General features: G+C 59.9%; 19 protein-coding genes. 17 read left to right on the forward strand and 2 right to left on the reverse strand.

Going from position 1 to position 19,619, the window contains the following annotated elements; translation table 11 throughout:
• The first annotated feature begins 2 nt into the window (after positions 1-2).
• Both HJC00_RS24325 and HJC00_RS24330 read left to right on the forward strand, forming a co-directional pair.
• Complete coding sequence (locus tag HJC00_RS24325) at positions 3-1,379, forward strand: polysaccharide biosynthesis/export family protein (RefSeq protein WP_210630011.1); 1,377 nt, start codon at positions 3-5, stop codon at positions 1,377-1,379.
• A 121-nt stretch (positions 1,380-1,500) separates the two neighbouring features.
• Positions 1,501-2,967 (forward strand): hypothetical protein, encoded by a 1,467-nt coding sequence (locus HJC00_RS24330; protein WP_221164720.1) that lies wholly within the window; start codon positions 1,501-1,503, stop codon positions 2,965-2,967.
• Between the two features lie 134 nt (positions 2,968-3,101).
• Here the strand turns inward: HJC00_RS24330 and HJC00_RS24335 are convergent, their stop codons facing one another.
• Positions 3,102-3,401 carry a hypothetical protein gene (locus HJC00_RS24335; protein WP_221164721.1) on the reverse strand — a complete coding sequence of 100 codons (300 nt, stop codon included), beginning with the start codon at positions 3,399-3,401 and terminating at the stop codon, positions 3,102-3,104.
• A 308-nt stretch (positions 3,402-3,709) separates the two neighbouring features.
• Between HJC00_RS24335 and HJC00_RS24340 the strand changes: the two genes are divergently transcribed.
• Both HJC00_RS24340 and HJC00_RS24345 read left to right on the forward strand, forming a co-directional pair.
• On the forward strand, positions 3,710-4,621 hold the full coding sequence (locus HJC00_RS24340; protein ID WP_221144575.1) for a glycosyltransferase: 912 nt from the start codon (positions 3,710-3,712) through the stop codon (positions 4,619-4,621).
• 106 nt (positions 4,622-4,727) lie between these two features.
• Positions 4,728-5,750: a glycosyltransferase family 2 protein gene (locus tag HJC00_RS24345; RefSeq protein ID WP_221164722.1), complete on the forward strand. Its 1,023-nt coding sequence runs from the start codon at positions 4,728-4,730 to the stop codon at positions 5,748-5,750.
• A 179-nt stretch (positions 5,751-5,929) separates the two neighbouring features.
• Here the strand turns inward: HJC00_RS24345 and HJC00_RS24350 are convergent, their stop codons facing one another.
• Positions 5,930-7,039 (reverse strand): acyltransferase, encoded by a 1,110-nt coding sequence (locus HJC00_RS24350; RefSeq protein ID WP_221164724.1) that lies wholly within the window; start codon positions 7,037-7,039, stop codon positions 5,930-5,932.
• A gap of 217 nt (positions 7,040-7,256) precedes the next feature.
• On the opposite strand from HJC00_RS24350, the gene HJC00_RS24355 reads away from it, so the two are divergent.
• The 13 genes from HJC00_RS24355 to HJC00_RS24415 all read left to right on the forward strand — a co-directional run bounded on the left by HJC00_RS24355 (position 7,257) and on the right by HJC00_RS24415 (position 19,611).
• Positions 7,257-9,575 carry a membrane-bound PQQ-dependent dehydrogenase, glucose/quinate/shikimate family gene (locus HJC00_RS24355; protein WP_221164723.1) on the forward strand — a complete coding sequence of 773 codons (2,319 nt, stop codon included), beginning with the start codon at positions 7,257-7,259 and terminating at the stop codon, positions 9,573-9,575.
• A 22-nt stretch (positions 9,576-9,597) separates the two neighbouring features.
• Entirely contained in the window at positions 9,598-9,684 is an 87-nt protein-coding gene (locus HJC00_RS24360) for a multicopper oxidase domain-containing protein (protein ID WP_259669948.1), read from the forward strand.
• A 277-nt stretch (positions 9,685-9,961) separates the two neighbouring features.
• Positions 9,962-10,456, forward strand: a complete 495-nt coding sequence (locus tag HJC00_RS24365; RefSeq protein ID WP_210630005.1) for a DUF305 domain-containing protein — start codon at positions 9,962-9,964, stop codon at positions 10,454-10,456.
• A gap of 425 nt (positions 10,457-10,881) precedes the next feature.
• On the forward strand, positions 10,882-11,382 hold the full coding sequence (locus tag HJC00_RS24370) for an NADH-quinone oxidoreductase subunit J (protein ID WP_210630004.1): 501 nt from the start codon (positions 10,882-10,884) through the stop codon (positions 11,380-11,382).
• A complete protein-coding gene (gene nuoK / locus HJC00_RS24375; protein WP_221144734.1) occupies positions 11,382-11,684 on the forward strand; it encodes an NADH-quinone oxidoreductase subunit NuoK in 303 nt (100 codons plus the stop codon). The genes HJC00_RS24370 and nuoK overlap by 1 nt, the downstream gene beginning before the upstream one ends.
• A gap of 5 nt (positions 11,685-11,689) precedes the next feature.
• Positions 11,690-13,153 (forward strand): monovalent cation/H+ antiporter subunit D family protein, encoded by a 1,464-nt coding sequence (locus tag HJC00_RS24380; protein ID WP_210630002.1) that lies wholly within the window; start codon positions 11,690-11,692, stop codon positions 13,151-13,153.
• Positions 13,150-13,404, forward strand: coding sequence for a hypothetical protein (locus tag HJC00_RS24385; RefSeq protein WP_210630001.1), 255 nt, complete (start codon positions 13,150-13,152; stop codon positions 13,402-13,404). The genes HJC00_RS24380 and HJC00_RS24385 overlap by 4 nt, the downstream gene beginning before the upstream one ends.
• Positions 13,397-15,172 carry a Na(+)/H(+) antiporter subunit D gene (locus tag HJC00_RS24390; RefSeq protein ID WP_221144568.1) on the forward strand — a complete coding sequence of 592 codons (1,776 nt, stop codon included), beginning with the start codon at positions 13,397-13,399 and terminating at the stop codon, positions 15,170-15,172. The genes HJC00_RS24385 and HJC00_RS24390 overlap by 8 nt, the downstream gene beginning before the upstream one ends.
• Positions 15,173-15,180: 8 nt before the next feature.
• Positions 15,181-16,656, forward strand: a complete 1,476-nt coding sequence (locus HJC00_RS24395; protein WP_210629999.1) for an NADH-quinone oxidoreductase subunit M — start codon at positions 15,181-15,183, stop codon at positions 16,654-16,656.
• Positions 16,653-18,092 (forward strand): NADH-quinone oxidoreductase subunit N, encoded by a 1,440-nt coding sequence (locus HJC00_RS24400; RefSeq protein WP_221144566.1) that lies wholly within the window; start codon positions 16,653-16,655, stop codon positions 18,090-18,092. The genes HJC00_RS24395 and HJC00_RS24400 overlap by 4 nt, the downstream gene beginning before the upstream one ends.
• 129 nt (positions 18,093-18,221) lie before the next feature.
• Complete coding sequence (locus HJC00_RS24405) at positions 18,222-18,587, forward strand: NADH-quinone oxidoreductase subunit A (protein WP_210629997.1); 366 nt, start codon at positions 18,222-18,224, stop codon at positions 18,585-18,587.
• On the forward strand, positions 18,575-19,078 hold the full coding sequence (locus tag HJC00_RS24410) for an NADH-quinone oxidoreductase subunit B family protein (RefSeq protein ID WP_003582024.1): 504 nt from the start codon (positions 18,575-18,577) through the stop codon (positions 19,076-19,078). Before HJC00_RS24405 ends, HJC00_RS24410 begins: the two co-directional genes overlap by 13 nt.
• Complete coding sequence (locus HJC00_RS24415; RefSeq protein ID WP_210629996.1) at positions 19,075-19,611, forward strand: NADH-quinone oxidoreductase subunit C; 537 nt, start codon at positions 19,075-19,077, stop codon at positions 19,609-19,611. Before HJC00_RS24410 ends, HJC00_RS24415 begins: the two co-directional genes overlap by 4 nt.
• The last annotated feature ends 8 nt before the right edge of the window (positions 19,612-19,619 follow it).

The raw sequence follows: 19,619 nt of genomic DNA on the forward strand, positions 1-19,619 counted from the left end.
CAATGCAGCGCACATTCTTGCCCGATCGCGTCATCTCCGCGGCCCTCGCCCTGCTGGTTTTCTGCTGCCTCGCCGGCTGGAGCGTCGCCCACGCGCAAACATTCACCCTCGTGCCGGAAGACAAGGTAAGACTGCGCGTCGTTGAATGGCGTTCAGCGGACTCCCGCTATGCCAGCTGGGAAGCTCTCGATGGTGTCTACACCATCGACGATACCGGCGACTTGTCGATCCCGATCGCTGGCCATGTACAGGCGGCCGGAAGAACAACCGAAGAACTCGCCGCTGCCATCGCCAGCGCGCTCGCGGAAAAGGCGGCACTTCCTGGCAAGCCATACATCGCCCTGGAGGTTGCCGAGCATGCGCCGATTTTTGTGACCGGCACCGTTCAAACCCCGGGACGCTATCCTTTTGAACCGCGGATGACGGTCATGAAGGCCATCAGCATCGCTGGCGGCTTTCTGCGGGAACGCGAAGACAATACTTTCGAGCGCGACCGGATTCAGGCAGCCGGGGCCTATCGAACCGCCGTCCTCAACCGGCGCGACCTCCTGATGCGGCAGGCGCGGCTGCGGGCGGAAATCGCCGGTGAGCAGAGTTTCGAGGTTCCCGCCGAACTCGTCGGAACGCCCGATATGGACAAGCTGAAGGCACAGGAATTGAACCTGATGCGGCTGCGCCGCGTCGATATCGATAGCCAGATCGAAGCGGCGAATGACCTCACCCGCCTCTATGGCCAGCAGGTCGAGTCACTCGAGGCCAAGATCAGCTCGCAAAAGCGGCAGATTGACCTTGCCCAGAAGGAACTGGACAACGTCAACAGCCTGGTAAGCAAGGGATTGGTCAGCAATTCCCGCCAGGTGTCTGTCGACCGCTGGGTTGCGGATGCACAGGGTACCCTGATCGATCTCGAAGTTGCCCTGACCACGGCTCGCCAAGGCCTCAGTGAGGCCGACCGTTCCAAGATCAATATCGTCAACAGGCAGAATAGCGAAAACCAGGAGCTGCTCAACCAGGTCAATCTGGCGATCGGCAGGGCGGCAATCGATATCCAGGTAGCCCAGCTTCTGGGCGAACAGGCCGGCTACGACGCTCAGCTTGCTCAGATGAACGCGGACGCGCCGGGACTTGGCAGAACGCAGAAGAACTACAGGATTGTGCGCCGCAATAACGACGGAACCTCCAGCAACATCGTGGCCGACGAGCAAACCGCATTGCTGCCGCATGATCTCATCGAGGTCGGTTTGGACACCAACCTTCAGGCGTCAACGTCGCCGCTGCAGCCCTCACCCCGGACGCAGAGCTCGACACTCTCGTCATCTGATGTGGCCAGGGATAATCCAACGGGCCGCAGCTGGATATCCCAGACGGGATCGAATTAGGAGGCGATGATGATCAGCGACGACAGCTGGCGGCCTTCGCCTCGTCCATCATATCGGCTTGTCGATGCCGCATTCGGCCAAAGCGCTATTTCAGCTGTTTGCCCGGTTCAGGATTAGAAGCATGTCGATAGAGCCGCTCGGTTTCATCGTTCTCCTGCTTGGCCTGATCACCACAGTCAAAGGAGCGCGCTTTGCCGTGACAACCCTCTGCCTGTTGACGCTGCTGGGAGCCGCGGCGGCTCTGCAATTGCCTGCGCTCGGCGGCAGCAGTATTCAGCCAAGCCATCTTCTGCTCCTGTTTATCGTCGCCGCCACCTTGTTGCGTCCGGTCCAGACGCAAGCGGCGCTGGTTAGCATCGCCTATCCGGGTCCCGGCTTCTGGTTTGCCGCCTACGTCCTGTTTTCCGTCGTGTCGTCGTTTTTCCTGCCGCGCATTTTTGCAGGCGCGACCCTCGTCTACTCCTCTGCGAGAGATGCGACGGGCATGATGTCGACTGTCGCCGCGCCCCTGTCGCCAGGCTCATCCAATCTTAGTCAATCTGTCTATCTGCTTGGCGACCTCGCCTGCTTTGCCGTGGTCGCGGGGCTTGCGAGGCTCGGATATGCGAGTTTCATCGCACAGCAGTTGATCGTCGCGTCCATCGCATGTTTTGCTCTGGCTTTGCTTGATATCGGAACGTTCCTGACCGGCCAGTCCTATCTGCTCGATGTCATCAGAAACGCGAATTATACCATGCATACGGCCGAGACGATCAGCGGCTTCAAACGCATCGTCGGCGCCTTTCCCGAAGCAAGCATTTATGGGACGGTCGCACTGGCCTATTTTTCGTTCACGCTTCTGCTCTGGCTGGAGCGTGTTCGAAGCTGTATGGCCGGTATGGCAACGCTTCTCATCGGCCCGACGATCCTGCTCTGCACATCGACAACCGCTTATATCGCCGGGCTTTTCGTTGTCTGCATGCTCGTGCTGTTCTGCTGCAAACGTATGATCGCAGGATCGGCCAAGACCTCGCACGTGACTTTCCTGGCGATAACTCTCTTCCTGATCCCTTGCGCCATCGTCGCTCTCAGCCTTGTCCCCGATGCGTGGAATTCCATCACCAGCCTCGTCAACACCACCGTGTCGGACAAACTCCAATCGCAATCCGGCGAAGAGCGCACCGCCTGGAACACGCTGGCATTGATCGCATTCGTCGATACGGCCACTTTCGGCGCCGGCCTCGGAACGGTTCGGGCTTCAAGTTTCCTCGCCGCATTGCTTTCCAACGTCGGATTGACCGGCACGCTTCTCTTCGTCGCCTTCCTGCACAGCCTTGTCAGAGCCTCCGGCCGGCACGTCTCCGGCAATCGGGAGACGCATGCCATCGGAAATGCCGCCATTGTGGCATCGATCTCACAGATCGCCTCTGCTGCGATTTCAGGAAGCGGCACCGATCTCGGTCTGCTGTTCAGCACCACGGCGGGTTTGGCTGCCGGTTGTCTGGCCACCCCCTGTGTCTCGCAGCATCGGGTGGCCCGATCTGGCGCAAATCAACTTGCCCCGGAGGCATCGGCATCTCTCAGGAGAGCGCCGGTGTTTGCAACATGATGACCTCAGTCGTGAGTTTCGTTCGAGGCCAAGGGCGGGACGCCGTTGCGGCCATGCGCCTGCCCGGGTGGCTTCGCAGCCAATCGCCCGCGCCGCATCCGTGGAAAGGACGGGCGACCGATCCTGTTTCGCCGTCAGCCCTGCTGGCGCTCGCTGGTGGCTGCGACGTTATCGGCGGCGGAATTGTTCTGTCGCGATCTGGCGCTACGGCGCGCAAAACCGGACAGGAACACGCCCGCCAGATACCCGATCTCCATGAGCATCAGGAAAGCGATACCGGAAACGATCGCCCCGATCAGCGAAGACCCGTCGGCGAAAGCCCCACTGCCGAAGCCGATTGCCACAAGTATTCCGAAAATCGCGAAGGCCCAGGCGCGGATCGAAGCGCCGGCAGCTATCGAAATCACGGCCGCCACCAAGGTGGTGATCAGCATGACGATCCTCCCTCCCTCTGCATTTCGATAAGGCTTCCGGAATCCATCGTCCTGCCGCGGATCAAAATGTCGAAAGGGGGCCCTGTGACAGGCACGGCATTCTTCATGATGAGCGTCTCAACAATGGAACACACAAAAACCGCCAGCGGCCGGATGCTGTTTCAACAAACGAGCGGTCCAGCGATCCGAAATATATACCGGACCAGCCTGTCATACGACAGGTCTGCCGGATCGATCAACAACTGTTCCCTCTATCCTGAAGGGAGCAGTCACTCACTCGCATTGAAGAGTACCGGAAGGGTGAAGACATGAACAATCAATGCGTCGTCTACGTCACGGATGTCGAATATTCATTTCCAACTATCCTTTCCGCGCTTCAGGCTCGCAAATTCGCAAGCCCCGCAAGCGACGTTTGCGTGCTCATGTCTGAACGTCTCGACAATTTCAATGAGTTGAGAGCCCTCCTCACCGCGAGCGGAGTCGAATTGGTCGATGCGACCGACGCGCTGCAAGATTCGCTCGGCAAGCTCGACCCTTCGCATTTTAGGGGGCGCATCAGCGTCAGCACGATGGCCAAACTTGTCCTTTGCGAGATCCTGCCTGCCCATTACAGCCAGATCATCTATCTCGATGGCGATACCCAGATCGTCAGCGATCTCGGCAAACTCGAAAACGCCACCGTGCCTGAGGGCCGGTTTTTCGCCGCCCGCGATTACACGGCAATCCAGGACTTCCTCAACACTGGAAAGGACAACCACTACTTCAATGCAGGGGTCCTGAAGTTCCATCGCAACGGCTGGATCGGGCAGGAAGCGCTTGAGCTTTTCGCCAGCAACCCCGAGGCTTGCGAGGGCAAACATGATCAGGGCGCATTGAACTACGTTCGCGGTTCATCGCTCATCCTCGTGTCCAACCGCTGGAACTTTCCCAAGCAGTTTCTGCATCTGGTGAACATGTCGTCGCTGGCGATCGTCCACTACATGGCGCATCCGAAGCCATGGCATGGAACCTTCTTTCCATGGACTGATCGGGAAAGCCAAGTCTATGTCGATCTGCGGAAAGCCCATCCGATCTACAACGCGCTCTATCGCGGAATAAGCTTCGATCGGAAGATGCTCTATAAATACCGGTCGATGCGGGCACGCATCGAACACGCGATCGAGAGGAACGGCCCCCACCCACGGGTCCAGAGCCTGCTGGTTGGCGATTACGCCGTATGATGACCGCATATTGTTCCCACCAGCCGAAATTGCTCTGCGCTCCGTCTGTCGGGCTTCTCGAAGCAAGCCTAATGAATCCGGGAACGGATAATGTTCAGGATGGAATATGAGTTATCGGGTTTCCGTGGCCAGTATCTCGCATTACGCAAAAGCTCGCCTGCGCCGGTCGCTCAAGGCTCAGCAGGTTCGTTACGACCGGTTGCGCAGCGGCCTCAGGCAGGCGCGTCACGTGGTCATCTGCGTCATCCGTGACGAAGGCCATCGGCTGGAATTTTTCCTGCAATATTATCGTGATCTCGGCTTCGAGCATTTCATCTGCATCGACAACGGCTCGACGGACGGAACGGCCGAATTGCTGTCCGGCTTCGACGATGTCACGCTCCTTTCGGCGCATGGCTCCTACAAGGCGGCAAGGTTCGGAAACGACTGGATCAACGAGGTCATCAACCGGCACTGCCGGGAGAAATGGGTCCTTTATGTCGATGCAGACGAGTTCCTGGTCTATCCGCATTGCGACACCCGCCCGATCGATCAGCTGACCGCCTACATGGAAGCCACTGGCGGCCATTCCCTCCGCTCGGTCATGATCGACATGTACAGCCCGCGTCCGGTTCTCGAAAACATATGTGAACCCGGCCGCAACCCGCTCGAAGTCTGCAACCTTTTCGACCGATCCGGCTATGTCGCACATTTCGACGAACGCAACTGGACAATATGGATCAAAGGCGGCGTTCGCGGACGCATCTATTTTCACGATCGGCTGTGGGACGGGCCGGCGCTCAACAAGATCCCTCTCGTCTATGTGACAGGTGAACGGCTGTTTCTCAAATCATCGCACCAGGTCTGGCCGCTTTCCCTGAATCTGGGCGAGATGCGCGGCGCACTTTGCGTATCCGGCGCCCTTCTCCACTTCAAGTTCCTATCGACCTTCGTGCATAAGGTTTCCGATGCCGCGCATCGTTCTCAGCATACTGATGAATACACCGTTTACTCCTCCGGCAAGGACATGACTGACTTCGTCCATGACGATACGGGCACTTACACGAACTGGAAGGACTTGTCCGATCACGGGCTCATTCAGGGTGAAGGCTGGAAAGATTGGAAGAATATCTCCAGTAGCGAAATCTGAACGGTTCCAGCGCTGACATGCAGCGCACTCGGTGCAGCAACATCCGAAAAGTCATGTTGCGGTCGGCATAAGCCTTTCATCTGGAATAGTCGCCGCGCATCAACAAGGCTCGCGGCGACCGCAAACCCCGATGATCTCTCTGCTGGTCACGCACACTCCCGGATGGGCGGTCGAGAAGCCTATTTCAAAACCGCGCCGGCCAATTCCCGTCTTGTGCCGCGCTGCAGGTAGAGGTTCTCGAGCCAAGTCACCTGTTTCCTCAATTCCAACGCCGGCCTTTCGATGAATCGCCATGAGAAGGCGGCAAAACAAGTGACAATGATGCTGCAGACGATCCCATTCAGCCACCAGTTATGCGCCCAGGGTCCGAGCGCGACGAAGGCCTGCTGGATGGGATAGCCATAGAGGAATACGCCGTAGGAATAGTCGGCCCCCTGAAGCACTCCGAGCTTGCGGGGCGAGGTCAGGCCGAGAAAGACCGTTACATATCCAATAGCCGGAATGGCAACGAAGTCCCCAAAGGAGCTGAACCAATAAGCCCACAATATGACGGCCACAGCAGCGATAAAGATGCGGACATCCCACAGAATCTTGTCCCTATAGAGATAGATGGTCACGCCCACGAGGAAGGCGCCGATCAGCAGATTCCCCGACGCGGTCGTAGGCATGGATGCCCAGTTGCTTTCATGCTTCCAATATCTCGCAAGCCCAAAACCCACGATCAACGCCGTCGTTGCGATGAGCGCGAGCACGCGCCGCCTGACCACGCCGAGCAGGAAAAGCGCGGCAATCGCGACGTAGCATTCAAGCTCGAAGGGCACGGTCCAGAGCTGCCCATTCACCATCGCGGCGTCAGGATTGCTCAGGAACACACCCGGAAGATTGAAGTGAATGTGCCCGGTGGCATTCAGCAGATATGTAAAAAACTGGGGGTCGGTAAAGTAGTTACTGAGGTCATACTCGGTATAGATCGCTCCAAGTATAAAAGCAGCCAGAAACACTTCCACTGCGAGGGCGGGGTAAATCCGGATAAATCGATTGCCAAGAAAAGAGATCAACGTCTTCGACCGCCCGAGACTGCCGGCGACCAGGAACCCGCTCAAGGCAAAGAACATGGGCAGCACCGACTTGATAAAAGGACGCAGGGACGTTTCCCACAAAAACAGATCATCGCCATAGGTGACGCGAGCCGTATGTATCCAAAGCACAGAAAAGGCCAACAGCAATCGCATGTAGTCAAATCCTGTCGGCCGCCCCTTCGCCAGATCAAGCTTTTCGCCGAGAACCATCAGTGACCCTTTCAGAAGTTTTGACGCAATCGCAAGCATCATTGCCGGCTCGGGGACACGTGTCAGTGACCAGAGCTACATCAGGAAAAATTTGAGGGACTGCCCGCTTCGGGACGAATAGCTGACCATCGGTCCAATGGCCCTGTGCTGCCCGAGGCGCCGTTCGATGGTCGGAGACGAATGTGGGCGATCGCGCAGCGAATTGGATGAGGAGACGATGAAACTTCTGGCCGCTCTGTTTTGTATCGTTCTCGCCTTCATCGGACTGGGTTTGATGGGAGGCGGCGCCTTGCTGCTCAGCCTCGGCGGCTCGCCCTATTACGCAATCACAGGGCTTGCCTACCTCATCGCGGCCGTTCTGCTATGGCGCCGCAAGCCATTGGGCGCACTCATCATCCTGCTTGTCGCCGTTTTCACCCTTCCCTGGGCATTGTGGGAGTCTGGCACCAATTTCTGGGGGCTCTTCGCACGCTTGATGTCCCCTATTGCGCTGGCGGGATTTGCGTTTCTTTTTGCACCAGCGCGTTTGCCGACCGCCAATCCGAAGCTCTTCCACGGCAGCGCCCTGCTTGCCGCCATTCTGTTTGTTGCAGGTTTTGGCCTTGCTTTCATGCCGCATGAGGTGATCCGTCCCTCCGTCGATATTCCTGTCTACAAGGCTGTCAGAGGCGACAATTCCCCCTCCGACTGGACATCCTACGGTCGCAGCACGGCGGGTGATCGCTATTCCCCATTCGATCAGATCAATCGCGGCAACGTTGCCAGGCTGGATCTTGCCTGGACATATCGCACCGGAAGAGGCGACGGCGTCGACCAGAACACGCCTTTGCAGATCGGCGATACCGTCTACACTTGCACGCCGACGGATGTGATCGCCGCCCTTGATGCCGATACCGGAAAACCCCGCTGGACCTTCGATCCGAAGGCGTCGGCGCCTTATTGGCAGCGTTGCCGCGGCCTCGGCTATTACAAGATGCCGGAGGAGAGCCGATCGCCCGATGGCCTCTGCAACGAGCGCCTGATACAGACGACCATCGATGCCCGCCTCCTCGAGATCGACAGCAAGACCGGCGCGCCATGCACGGGCTTCGGCGACAACGGCACCGTGCAGCTCTCTCAGGGCATGGGTGAAATCAAGACCGGCTACTATTTCCAGACATCGGCTCCGCTGATTGCCCGCAACCTGATTGTCATCGGAGGCTGGGTCACCGACAATCAGGAGGTCGGCGAGCCGTCAGGCGTGATCCGCGCATTCAACGTGGTGACCGGTGAGCTCGAATGGGCCTGGGATCTCGGCAATCCTGCGATCACCAAGCTTCCGCCAGCAGGCGAGACCTACACCCGCGCCACGCCCAATATGTGGACGACAGCCGCCTTCGACGACAAACTCGGCCTCATCTATGCCCCGCTCGGCAATACCACGCCGGATTATTACGGCGCCAGTCGTCCGGCTTTCGCCGATCAGTACAACGCGACATTGGTGGCGCTCGATGTGACGACCGGCAGGGAGAGATGGAAATTCCAGACCGTGCATCACGATATCTGGGACTATGATCTGCCGGCCCAACCGCTGTTGATCGACCTGCCCGATGGCAATGGCGCCACCGTGCCGGCCATCTTGCAGACCACCAAACGTGGGCAGCTTTTCCTGCTCAATCGCCAGACCGGCCTTCCCCTCGCCGAAGTTCAGGAAAAGCCGGTGCCGCAAACGGGCGGCGCGCCGGAGGAGAAACTGTCACCGACACAGCCTTATTCCGTCGGCATGCCGACGATCGGTGCGGAACGTGTCACGGAGCAGCGGGCCTGGGGCCTGACGATGTTCGATCAGCTGGCCTGCCGCATCGCCTTTCGCAAGATGCGCTACGACGGCGATTTCACCCCGATCGGCACGCATCCCGCACTTCAGCAGCCGGGAAATCTGGGCGGTCTCAACTGGGGAAGCGTCTCGGTCGACCTGGCCAACAACCGCGTCTTCATGAACGACATTCGCGTTCCCAGCATCTTCGCCCTCGTTCCGCGGGCCGATTACGTCGATTTCGCCCTCGTCACGACCGCGCACGGCCCCTCCGCCCCACAGCGCGGCACACCTTATGGTATGACGACCGAGAAATGGACGTCGAGACTGCGCATTCCCTGTACGCAACCACCATGGGGCACGCTGACGGCCGTGGATCTGAACACACGCCAAATCGCATGGCAGGTGCCGGCCGGGACTGCTGAACAGCTCGGACCGTTCAAGATCAAGATGAATTTACCCATGTCGATGGGCCTGCCGACCTATGCTGGCACATCTACGACCGCCGGCGGCGTCGTCTTCTTTGCCGGCTTCCAGGACTACTACATCCGCGCCTATGACGCCGAGAACGGCAACGAACTCTGGAAATTTCCTCTGCCGGTCGGCTCGAGTGCGACGCCGATGACCTACGTCTCACCGAAGACAGGCAAGCAATATGTTCTGGTCTCGATTGGCGGAGCAGCAAATTCGACTGATGTCGGCGACTATGTACTCGCCTTCTCCCTGAAAGACGGGAACTAGCGAGGCAATCACACGAAGCCACCTGGCACCGCTCGATACCGTCAATCCCGGCCGTTGGCCGCTGCACTGCCACCACCTGGACCACATGGCGACGGGGATGATGACGTAGATCGCTTATGACGGCGCGATCTGATCAGCAAGCTCGGGCTCCCGCATCCGGCAAGCTCTGGTAACCCGGGAACCAACCCGCCCATGCAAGGTTAAGGCGATATGCCTCCGAGTTGTTGCCTCGGAAATATCTGGAGCGGTTCAGCTTTTCACGGAAGCGCAGAACCGCTCTAACCTTTTGGATTGACGCGATTCCGGAGGGAAAACGGCTTCGCACTTTTCCTGGAATTGCTTTAACCGCCTTCCGACTCGGTCCGGAGGCCGGAAGGAAGTTAGCGATGCGCGACCACCATAATTCCCGACATGAGGAGATGAGCAGGCATCCCTATTCCATGTTCGCTGTCAACATGATCCTCAGCCTCATCGTCATGTACTTCGTGATGTTCTCGATGATCGACGGCTGGAGCGATTTCCGGAACAATCTCAACATGCTCTACATGGCGCTGACGATGGTGGCCCCGATGGGCATCATCATGCTCGCCACCATGGGCGGCATGTACCGGAACAGGAAGCTGAACGCCGCAATCCATGTCGGCCTTGTGATCCTGTTCGTCGCGGCATTTGCAGGCACTCGCACACAGGCTCTCATAGGCGACCGCCAATTCATCGCCTCCATGGTGCCTCATCATTCAGGTGCAATCCTCATGTGCCGGGAAGCCGCCCTCAACGATCCTGAACTGGTCGCGCTCTGCGCCAATATCTCGCGCGGCCAGCGTGCGGAGATCGAGCAGATGAACGCGATCCGCACGCGCCTGGATCAGGGTGCGCGGTAAGCGCCCACGGATGTCAAGAAGGCAATCGAGACAGCCGCTCCAGCCTCGTCGACCACCATTCAACCGGGAGACGAAGATGGCCTGCAAGAGGAATTTCTCGCCCGTCCATGCTCTACCTTCTCGGCCCCGAGCTTATACCAATGCGCCTATTGGCGGCTTGGCGAATGTTGATTTGGGAAGCAGGATTTGTTGTTTTCTGTCCCGCGTCGTCGGCTTCGCCTGCTTGCAGGCCCCATCGAAAGCGCGCGCTTGGCAAGCGACCTTCGCCACATCCGGACGGACTCGATCTTGCTCCCCCGATGACAATAATCTTGTGAAAAATCCGATACTAGGGCACAATTTGCGAAGGCATCTGAAGTTGCGGCGCAGTCTCGAACCCGGCCGTCTCGCGCCGAGTGGCAGTTCGCGTCGGAGGGTCGGCGTCGATGGATCAGGGGTTCTTTCTTCTGTTCGCTGCGGTATCCGTGATCACGGCCCTGACGGTGGTCCTGGCGCGCAATCCGGTTCACAGCGCATTGGCGCTGATGGCGTGTTTTCTGCAGATCTCGGCAATCTTCGTCTTGCTCGAGGCGCCGTTGCTCGCGGTCATCCAGATCTTCGTCTATATCGGCGCGATCATGGTCCTGTTCCTGTTCGTGATCATGATGATCGATGTGCGCGAAGCGGTGTTGCAGCGGTTCTTGCCGGGCGGCAACCTGCCGGCTCTGATACTGCTCGTCCTGCTCGGGGTCGAGATGCTCGTGCTGGTGCTCTGGAGCGACCGCTTTTCGGTCGTGGAGCCCGTCGCGATGGGCGGCGGCGATGAGGTCAGGCAGCTTGGCACAGCACTTTTCGCCGACTATCTGCTGCCGTTTGAAACCGCCTCCGTAATCCTGCTGGCGGCCTTGGTCGGCGCCATCATGCTGGCGCGGAAGGAGCAGGGATGATGGTTCCGCTCTGGTGGTATGTTGTGCTCGGAGTGGTCCTGTTCGTGATCGGAGCGGCGGGCGTGCTGCTCAGGCGCAATATTCTCGTCGTACTGATGTCGCTGGAGCTGCTGCTCAACTCGGTCAACATCAATTTCATCGCTTTCGGGCGTTACCACGCTGATTTCCGCGGGCAGATCTTCGCGATCTTCGTCATCGCAATCACCGCGGCGGAAGTTGCCGTCGCCCTCGGTATCCTGGTTGCGCTCGTGAGGAACAAATCCACCCTCAAGATCGACGACGTGACGGTGATGAAAGGATAGCGGCTTTGGACCCGGTTGTATCGATCCGGCCGTTGCTTGCCATCGCCGTCGCCGGTCTGGCCGCCCTTGCAGTTCTCCTTTTGAATAACCGCGAGAGACTTCGCAATCTGGTCTCGCCATTGGCCGCGATCGCCATGTTCGCGATTGTCTTGTCGATGGCGCCCACGGTGCTGGCGGGCGGGACGGTCGAATTGCGCCTGTTCGAGATTCTGCCGGGGATCGACTTTGCTTTCCGGGTCGATGCGCTCGGAATGGTGTTTGCCACCGTCTCGTCGCTGCTATGGATCGTGGCGGCGATCTATTCCATTGGCTACATGCGGCATTTGAACGAGCATGCGCAGACCCGGTTCTTCGCCTGCTTCGCCAGCAGTCTTGCGGCCGCCGCCGGGGGCGCCTTCGCCGCCAATCTGTTTACGCTGGTGATCTTCTACGAGGTGCTCAGCCTCGTCACCTATCCGCTCGTCTACCACCACGAGGACGAGGAGGGATGGAGGGGTGGCCGCAAGTACCTCGTTTATCTGATGGGCGCCTCGAAAAGCGCGCTGCTCGCCGCACTGGCGCTGACTTACCATATTGCGGGGTCGCTCGACTTTGTCGCGGGGGGACTGCTGGCGGGGAGCGATGCCTCGGCGGCGCTGCTGACGGTCGTCTATTTCTGCTATCTTTTCGGCTTCGCCAAGGCCGCCGTGATGCCGATGCACGCCTGGCTGCCCGCCGCGATGGTCGCGCCGACACCGGTCAGCGCGCTTTTGCATGCAGTGGCAGTGGTCAAGATGGGCGTGTTCTGCGTTCTGCGGGTGGTGTTCCATGTTTTCGGCACCGGACTAGTGGGTGGGCTGGGTCTCGGCATCGCCACGGCCTATCTGGCTTCGTTCACGATCCTGATGGCGTCGGTTTACGCCCTGACGCGGGACGACCTGAAGGCCAGGCTCGCCTATTCGACGGTCAGCCAGCTCTCCTACATCGTCCTGGGCGCGGTTCTGTTGTCGCCGGTCGCGATGGTCGGCGGGATCATCCACATCGCGGCGCACGCATTCTCCAAGATCACGCTCTTTTTCTGCGCCGGGTCGATCTATTGCGCGTCGGGCAAGCGCAACATCAGCGACATGGCCGGTATCGGCCGCAGGCTGCCCTGGACGATGGGGGCATTTTTCGTCGCCTCGCTCAGCATGATCGGGATACCGCCGACCGCGGGCTTCGTCAGCAAGTGGTATCTGGCGAAGGGGGCCGTGGCGGCGGGAGAGACCGCGTTCCTGGTCGTGCTCCTGGTGAGCTCAATCCTGAACGCCGCCTATTTCCTGCCGGTCAGCTATGCCGCCTTCTTCCAGGCGGAGACGCAGGAGAGCCGCACGACGGTCCGTGAAATTCCACTGGTGACGATTCCGCTGGTCGCAACGGCGATCCTGTCGGTGCTGATGGGCATTTTCCCGAGCTATTTTCTTACCCTGGCAGACGGAGTGATCCGATGATCAAGCGTGTCGTCGACTTCTTTGGTGCCGAGCAATATGCGAGGCGGCGGCGCCGACTGTTCTACCTCGTGCTCGTCCTGATCGTCGTCGCCGACTTTCTGGTCTTCCGCGAGCACGCCGAATATCTGTGGGACAGTCTGCCGGGCTGGTCCGCCGTCTACGGATTCGTCTCCTGTGTCCTGCTTATCTTCGTTTCCAAGTTTCTCGGCCATCGGGTCGGGCTGATGCGGCGCGAGGACTATTATGACTGACTTCATCCATCCGGCTCTGCTCTTTATTCTTGGCGCCCTGCCGATCCCTTTCCTCGGCGGGTGGGTCCGCAAGGCCTATCTGCTTCTGATCCCTGCGCTGGCGATCCTTGCCGTGCTTGCGATGGAGCCGGGCAGCTATGGCGAAGCGCGGTTCATCGGGCAGGAGATCCTGATCGCGAAAGTGGACAAGCTCAGCATCGTCTTTGCCACCGTTTTCACCATCATGGCGCTGATCGGCATGGTCTACGCGCTGCACCTGACGGATGCCGGCCAGCACGTGGCGGCATTCGTCTATGTCGGCAGCGCACTTGGCGTGGTGTTTGCCGGTGACTACCTGACCCTCTACCTGTTCTGGGAGGGCATGGCATTCGCCTCCGCCTATCTGGTCTTCGCGCAGCGTGGTGGGCCGGCGATCCGGGCCGGGTTCCGTTACCTCATGGTCCATATCACCGGCGGCGTCGTCCTGCTCGGCGGCATCATTTCCCACGGGCTCGCCACCGGTTCACTGCTTTTCGGCCCGATCGCGGGGGCCCTCACCAACGGAGGAATGGGGGTCGGCGACTACCTGATCCTCGCCGGCTTCATCCTCAACGCGGCCGTGCCGCCGCTCAATGCCTGGCTGACCGATGCCTATCCGGAGGCGACCGTCACCGGGGCGGTGTTCATGAGCGCGTTTACCACCAAGACCGCCGTCTATGTGATGGCGCGGGCGTTTCCGGGGACCGAGCTTCTTGTCTGGCTCGGCACCATCATGGCGCTCTACGGCGTCATCTACGCCGTGCTGGAGAACGATTGCCGGCGGCTTCTCGCCTATCACATCGTCAGCCAGGTGGGCTACATGATCGCGGGTATCGGCATCGGGACCGAGATGGCGGTGAACGGAGCCACCAGCCACGCCTTCGCGCATATCCTCTACAAGGCGCTGCTGTTCATGGGTGCCGGCGCCGTCATCTACGTTACCGGCCGACGCAAGCTCACCGAGCTTGGCGGGCTTTACAAAACCATGCCGCTGACCGTGGCGCTTTACATGGTCGGCGCCTTCGCGATCTCGGCCTTCCCGTTCTTCTCGGGGTTCGTCACCAAATCGATGGTGATAGCGGCTGCAGGAGCGGATCACCGCGCACTGGTGGTGCTGGCGCTGACCATGGCATCGTCCGGGACGTTCCTGCACACTGGCCTCAAGCTTCCCTATTACATGTTCTTCGGGACGGACCGGAAACTGGAGGCGCGGGAGCCGCCGCGCAACATGCTGATTGCCATGGGCATGGCGGCGGTGCTCTGCATTGCGATCGGGGTGTTCCCCCAGCCGCTTTATGCGCTTCTGCCCTATCCGGTTGATTTCGAACCCTATACGGGTTTGCATGTGATGGAGAGCCTCGGGCTGCTGATGTTCACCGCCCTGGGGTTCGTGCTGTTCCTCTGGGCGCTCGATCCCGAGAACACGATCAGCCTCGACACTGACTGGTTTTACCGCAAGGGTGCGCGGGCCTTCATGTGGCTCGCCGAAAGACCGCTGGCGCGCTATGAGCAGGCGGTGAGCAATGTCTCCGAGACCGCGGCGCTGCCCTTGCTGCGCGGCGCGGCGCGGGCAGGACTCCGGCTCGATCTTGCCGGCGTGGATGCCGTCGTGAATGGCATTGCGCATTCGATCCTGAACGGCGGCGGGCGGCTCAGGCGGCTCCAGACGGGTGTCGTGACCCATTACGTGCTAGCGATGATCGTCGGTCTTATCGCAGCCACCGCCGTCTTCGTCGTGGCGTGGCGATAGGGGGTGCCATGGGCTTCCCGCTGCTCAGCCTCATCATATTCACACCCGTTGTCGGGGCCGCGATTCTGATGTTCCTGCGCGGTGCCGATGCGGTGCGGTGGACTGCGCTCTCTTTCACCGTCCTCGACCTTGCGCTCTGCATCGCCATGCTGGTCAGCTTCGACACCACGACCCATGCCATGCAGTTCACCGAGACGCACCCGTGGGTACCCGCGCTCGGGATCAATTATGCCCTTGGCATCGACGGAATCAGCGCGCTCTTCGTGTTCCTGACCGCACTGTTGGGGTCGATCTGCGTGCTCGCCTCCTGGGTCGCGATCGACAGCAAGGTGAAGGAATTCATGATCTGCCTGCTCTTCATGCAAGCGCTGATGCTCGGCGTCTTCTGTGCGCTCGATCTGTTCCTTTTCTACGTCTTTTGGGAGGCGATGCTGATCCCGATGTACCTCATCATCGGCGTGTGGGGCGGCGAGGGTCGGGTCTATGCGGCGATCAAGTTTTTCCTCTACACGCTGGCGGGCAGCCTCCTGTTCCTGATCGGTGTCATCGTGCTCTATTTCTACGGTGGCAGGACCTTCGATATCCTCGCCTTGACAGAGCAGGACTTGCCGTTCCGGATCCAGTCCTGGCTGTTCTTCGCCTTCCTGATCGCTTTTGCGGTCAAGGTGCCGATGGTGCCGCTCCATACCTGGCTGCCGGACGCCCATGTGCAGGCGCCGACGGCGGGCAGCATTATCCTCGCCGGCGTGCTCCTGAAGATGGGCGCCTACGGATTCCTGCGGTTCTCGCTGCCGATGCTGCCGGAGGCATCGATGTATTATTCGACGCTGATGCTCGCGCTTTCGGTGCTTGCGATCGTCTATGGCGGGTTGCTCGCGCTGGCGCAGGACGATCTGAAGAAGCTGGTGGCCTATTCCAGCATCAGCCACATGGGCTTCGTAACACTGGGGATTTTTGCGCTGAACCTCCGCGGGCTCGAGGGCGGCATCCTGCAGATGTTCAATCATGGCGTGACGACAGGCGCCCTCTTCCTGTTCGTCGGGCTGATTTACGAGCGGACCCATACCCGCAGCATCGCCGACTATGGCGGGTTGATGAAGGTGGCGCCGGTCTACACCACGTTTCTGGCACTGTTTACCCTGTCGTCGATGGCGTTGCCGGGAACGAATTCGTTCGTGGGCGAATTGCTGGTGCTGTCAGGGGGATTTGCGGCCAACCTGGTCTTTGGCTCGGCCGCCGTTCTGGGCGCATTGCTGGGGGCTGCCTATCTGCTCGGCATGTATGGGAAGGTCGCGCTGGGCCCGGCCAGCGCAAGCGCCCGGTTAACGATACGCGACGTGAACGCCCGTGAGATGGCTGCGATCCTGCCGCTGGCCGTCTTCGTGCTCTGGGTCGGGCTCTATCCGAAACCCTTTCTCAACGTCATCGATGCCTCGGTGAAGCATCTGGTGACACATGTGCACAGTAGGGGGAGCGGCCAATGACCGCCGCCGCGCTTTTCCAGTCGGCCCTAGCGAGCCTGCCCGAGATCGTGGTGATCACCGGCGCCTGCATCCTGCTGATCCTGGGACAGTTTGTGCGAAGGGGACAGGAAGATTTCCTTGTCTGGGCGTCGGTCGCGATCATATTGATTGCCGCCTTGGCGACGCTCATGCTGGCGAGCGAGGTACGGCCGGCCTACACGGGCATGTTCGTCGCCGACCGCTTCGCGGTCTTCTTCAAGTTCGTATTCTACCTAGCCACCGTTCTGACATTCCTCCTTTCGCGAAGATATGCCGATATCGAAGGGATCGGGAGCAGCGAATACTATGTCCTGCTGCTCTTTGCGCTTTCGGGCATGATGATCATGGCCTCGGCGACCGATCTCCTGTCGATCTATGCAGGCCTCGAACTGATGGTGATTTGCACCTATGTGCTGACCGGCTTCCTGCGGCGTGAGCGGCGGTCGAACGAAGCAGCGCTGAAATATGTCATCCTCGGCGCGGTCTCGACCGGGATTTTCCTTTACGGCGTTTCGCTGGTCTACGGGCTCACCGGCACAACGCAACTGGACGGGATGGCTGCAGCCGTGACTGGCGATCCGCTCGATCCAGGATTGTTGCTGGCGGTGGTCTTCATCGTCGCCGGGCTGGTCTTCAAGGTCGGCGCGGTTCCCTTCCACATGTGGCTGCCGGACGTCTATGAAGGCGCGCCGACAACGATCACCGCCTTCATGTCGGTAGGCCCCAAGGCGGCGGGGTTCGCGGTGATTCTGCGGGTGTTCCTCAACCCTCTGGTCGCAGCCTCGGACGTCTGGATCATCGTTGCCGTCATCGCGGTGGTGACGATGGCGCTTGGCAGCTTCGTGGCGCTGGTGCAGGATAATTTCAAGCGTCTCCTGGCCTATTCCAGTATCGCCCATGCCGGCTTCGCCATTTTCGGCGTAGCCGCTGGCGGCGCCGATGGGATCGCCAGCGTGATGCTCTATCTGCTGATCTACGCCTTCATGAATCTCGGCATTTTCGGCGCCGTCATCATGATGCGGAACGGCGATTTCTCGGGCGAGGTCATCGAAGACTATGCGGGTTTCGCCAAGTCACATCCGGGGCTGGCGCTTCTGATGCTGCTCTATCTCTTCTCATTGGCCGGCATTCCGCCGACCGCCGGGTTCTTCGCCAAGTTTTACGTGCTGGTCGCCCTCGTCGAGCATGGTTTCGTCATGCTGGCGGTCATCGCAGTGCTGTTCAGCGCGGTCGCCGCCTATTTCTACATCCGCATCGTCATGGTGATCTATATGCACGAGCCGAAGAGGGCGTTCGCCCCGGCGCTGACGCCTCTGGTGGGCGCGACACTCGCCGTCACCGCTGCCGGCACCATCGGCATCGGCCTATTTCCGTCGTGGTTTCTGAAGCTTGCCCAAGACTCGGTCTTTGGCGGGTGAGCGATTGGATTTGCAATGATCACACCGACGGAATAGACTTGAAAGAGAAGGAAGGATTGCCCAAGTCGCTCCGCGGCGTGACCTATTTACCCCGTCGGGATGAGGTCGGTGGGCAACCGGTGCAGTGATATGACTGCAATGGAATTCTTGCCGGTTCTTTTCATGATCGCCGGAGTCGTTCTGGTGGCGGGGGTGACGTTGTTGGTTTCCTCGCTGCTGCGCCCATCCAATCCCTATCCCGCCAAGAACATGCCTTATGAATGCGGCATGGACGCAGCGGGCGAGGCGGCGGCGGGCCGCTTCAGGGTGCCGTTCTTTATCCTCGCGATCCTGCTGGTCGTTTTCGATGTCGAAGCGATGTTCCTCTTTCCCTGGGCCGTCGTCCTGAAAGAGATCGGGCTGGTCGGCTATATCGAGATGATCGTCTTCATATTGCTGCTTCTCGTGGGCTTCGCCTACGCCTGGCTGAAAGGAGCGCTGGAATGGGAGGCGTAAACAACGCGATCCGCGACAGCGTGCTGTTCACCACGGCCGACAGCATCATCAGTTGGAGCCGGAGATCGGCGCTGTGGCCGGAGACCTTCGGCATTGCCTGCTGCGCCATCGAGATGATCTCGGCCGGTTGTGCCCGCTACGATCTCGACCGGTTCGGCGTGGTGTTCCGCCCTTCGCCGAGACAATCCGACGTCATGATCATCGCCGGCACCGTGACCCGGAAATTCGCGCCCGTCGTGCGGCGACTCTATGACCAGATGCCGGAACCGCGCTGGGTGATCGCCATGGGCACCTGCGCTATTTCGGGCGGGGTCTACAACACCTATGCCGTGGTGCAGGGATCGGAAACCTTCGTGCCCGTCGATGTGCATGTGCCTGGCTGTCCGCCCCGGCCCGAGGCGCTGATGCACGGCTTCCTTCTGCTTCAAGAAAAGATCAAGAGGTCCCGGGCGCTCGCCGGCACACCTCTGGATCGGGTTATAGCGTCATGAATGCGGAGCCGTCCCTCAATCGCGCTCCGATCCTGGAGCGCTTCGGAGAAACAATCGAGGACCTCGGCACTGCGCACGGTATCGAAGCCTTTGCCGTTGCGCCCGAGAGGATCGTTGAGTTCTGCCGGCTCCTGAAAGAGCATCCGGCGCTGCAGTTCAATTTCCTCTCGGACATTTGCGGCGTCGATCATTATCCCGAAATGCCGCGGTTCGAGGCGGTCTACCATCTTTACTCGCTGCCCAACAGGTGGCGGGTCCGCATCAAGTGCCGACTTGGCGATCCTCCTGAAGTGCCTTCGGTCACGGGCGTCTGGCGTACCGCCAACTGGCATGAGCGTGAGGCCTGGGACATGTATGGTATCCGGTTCGAGGGACATCCCGATCTGCGCCGGATCTACATGTGGGAAGGCTTCGAGGGCTTTCCGCAACGCAAGGATTTCCCCCTCAGGGGCTATAAGGACAAGTTGAACCCCTTCGGTGCCGAGGGTCCGCCGCCAACACAGCCCGACCTTGCCACCAGGGACATTCCGTAAGGGAGGCC

The sequence above is a fragment of the Rhizobium sp. NLR22b genome, assembly GCF_019685295.1.
Lineage (GTDB): Bacteria > Pseudomonadota > Alphaproteobacteria > Rhizobiales > Rhizobiaceae > Rhizobium.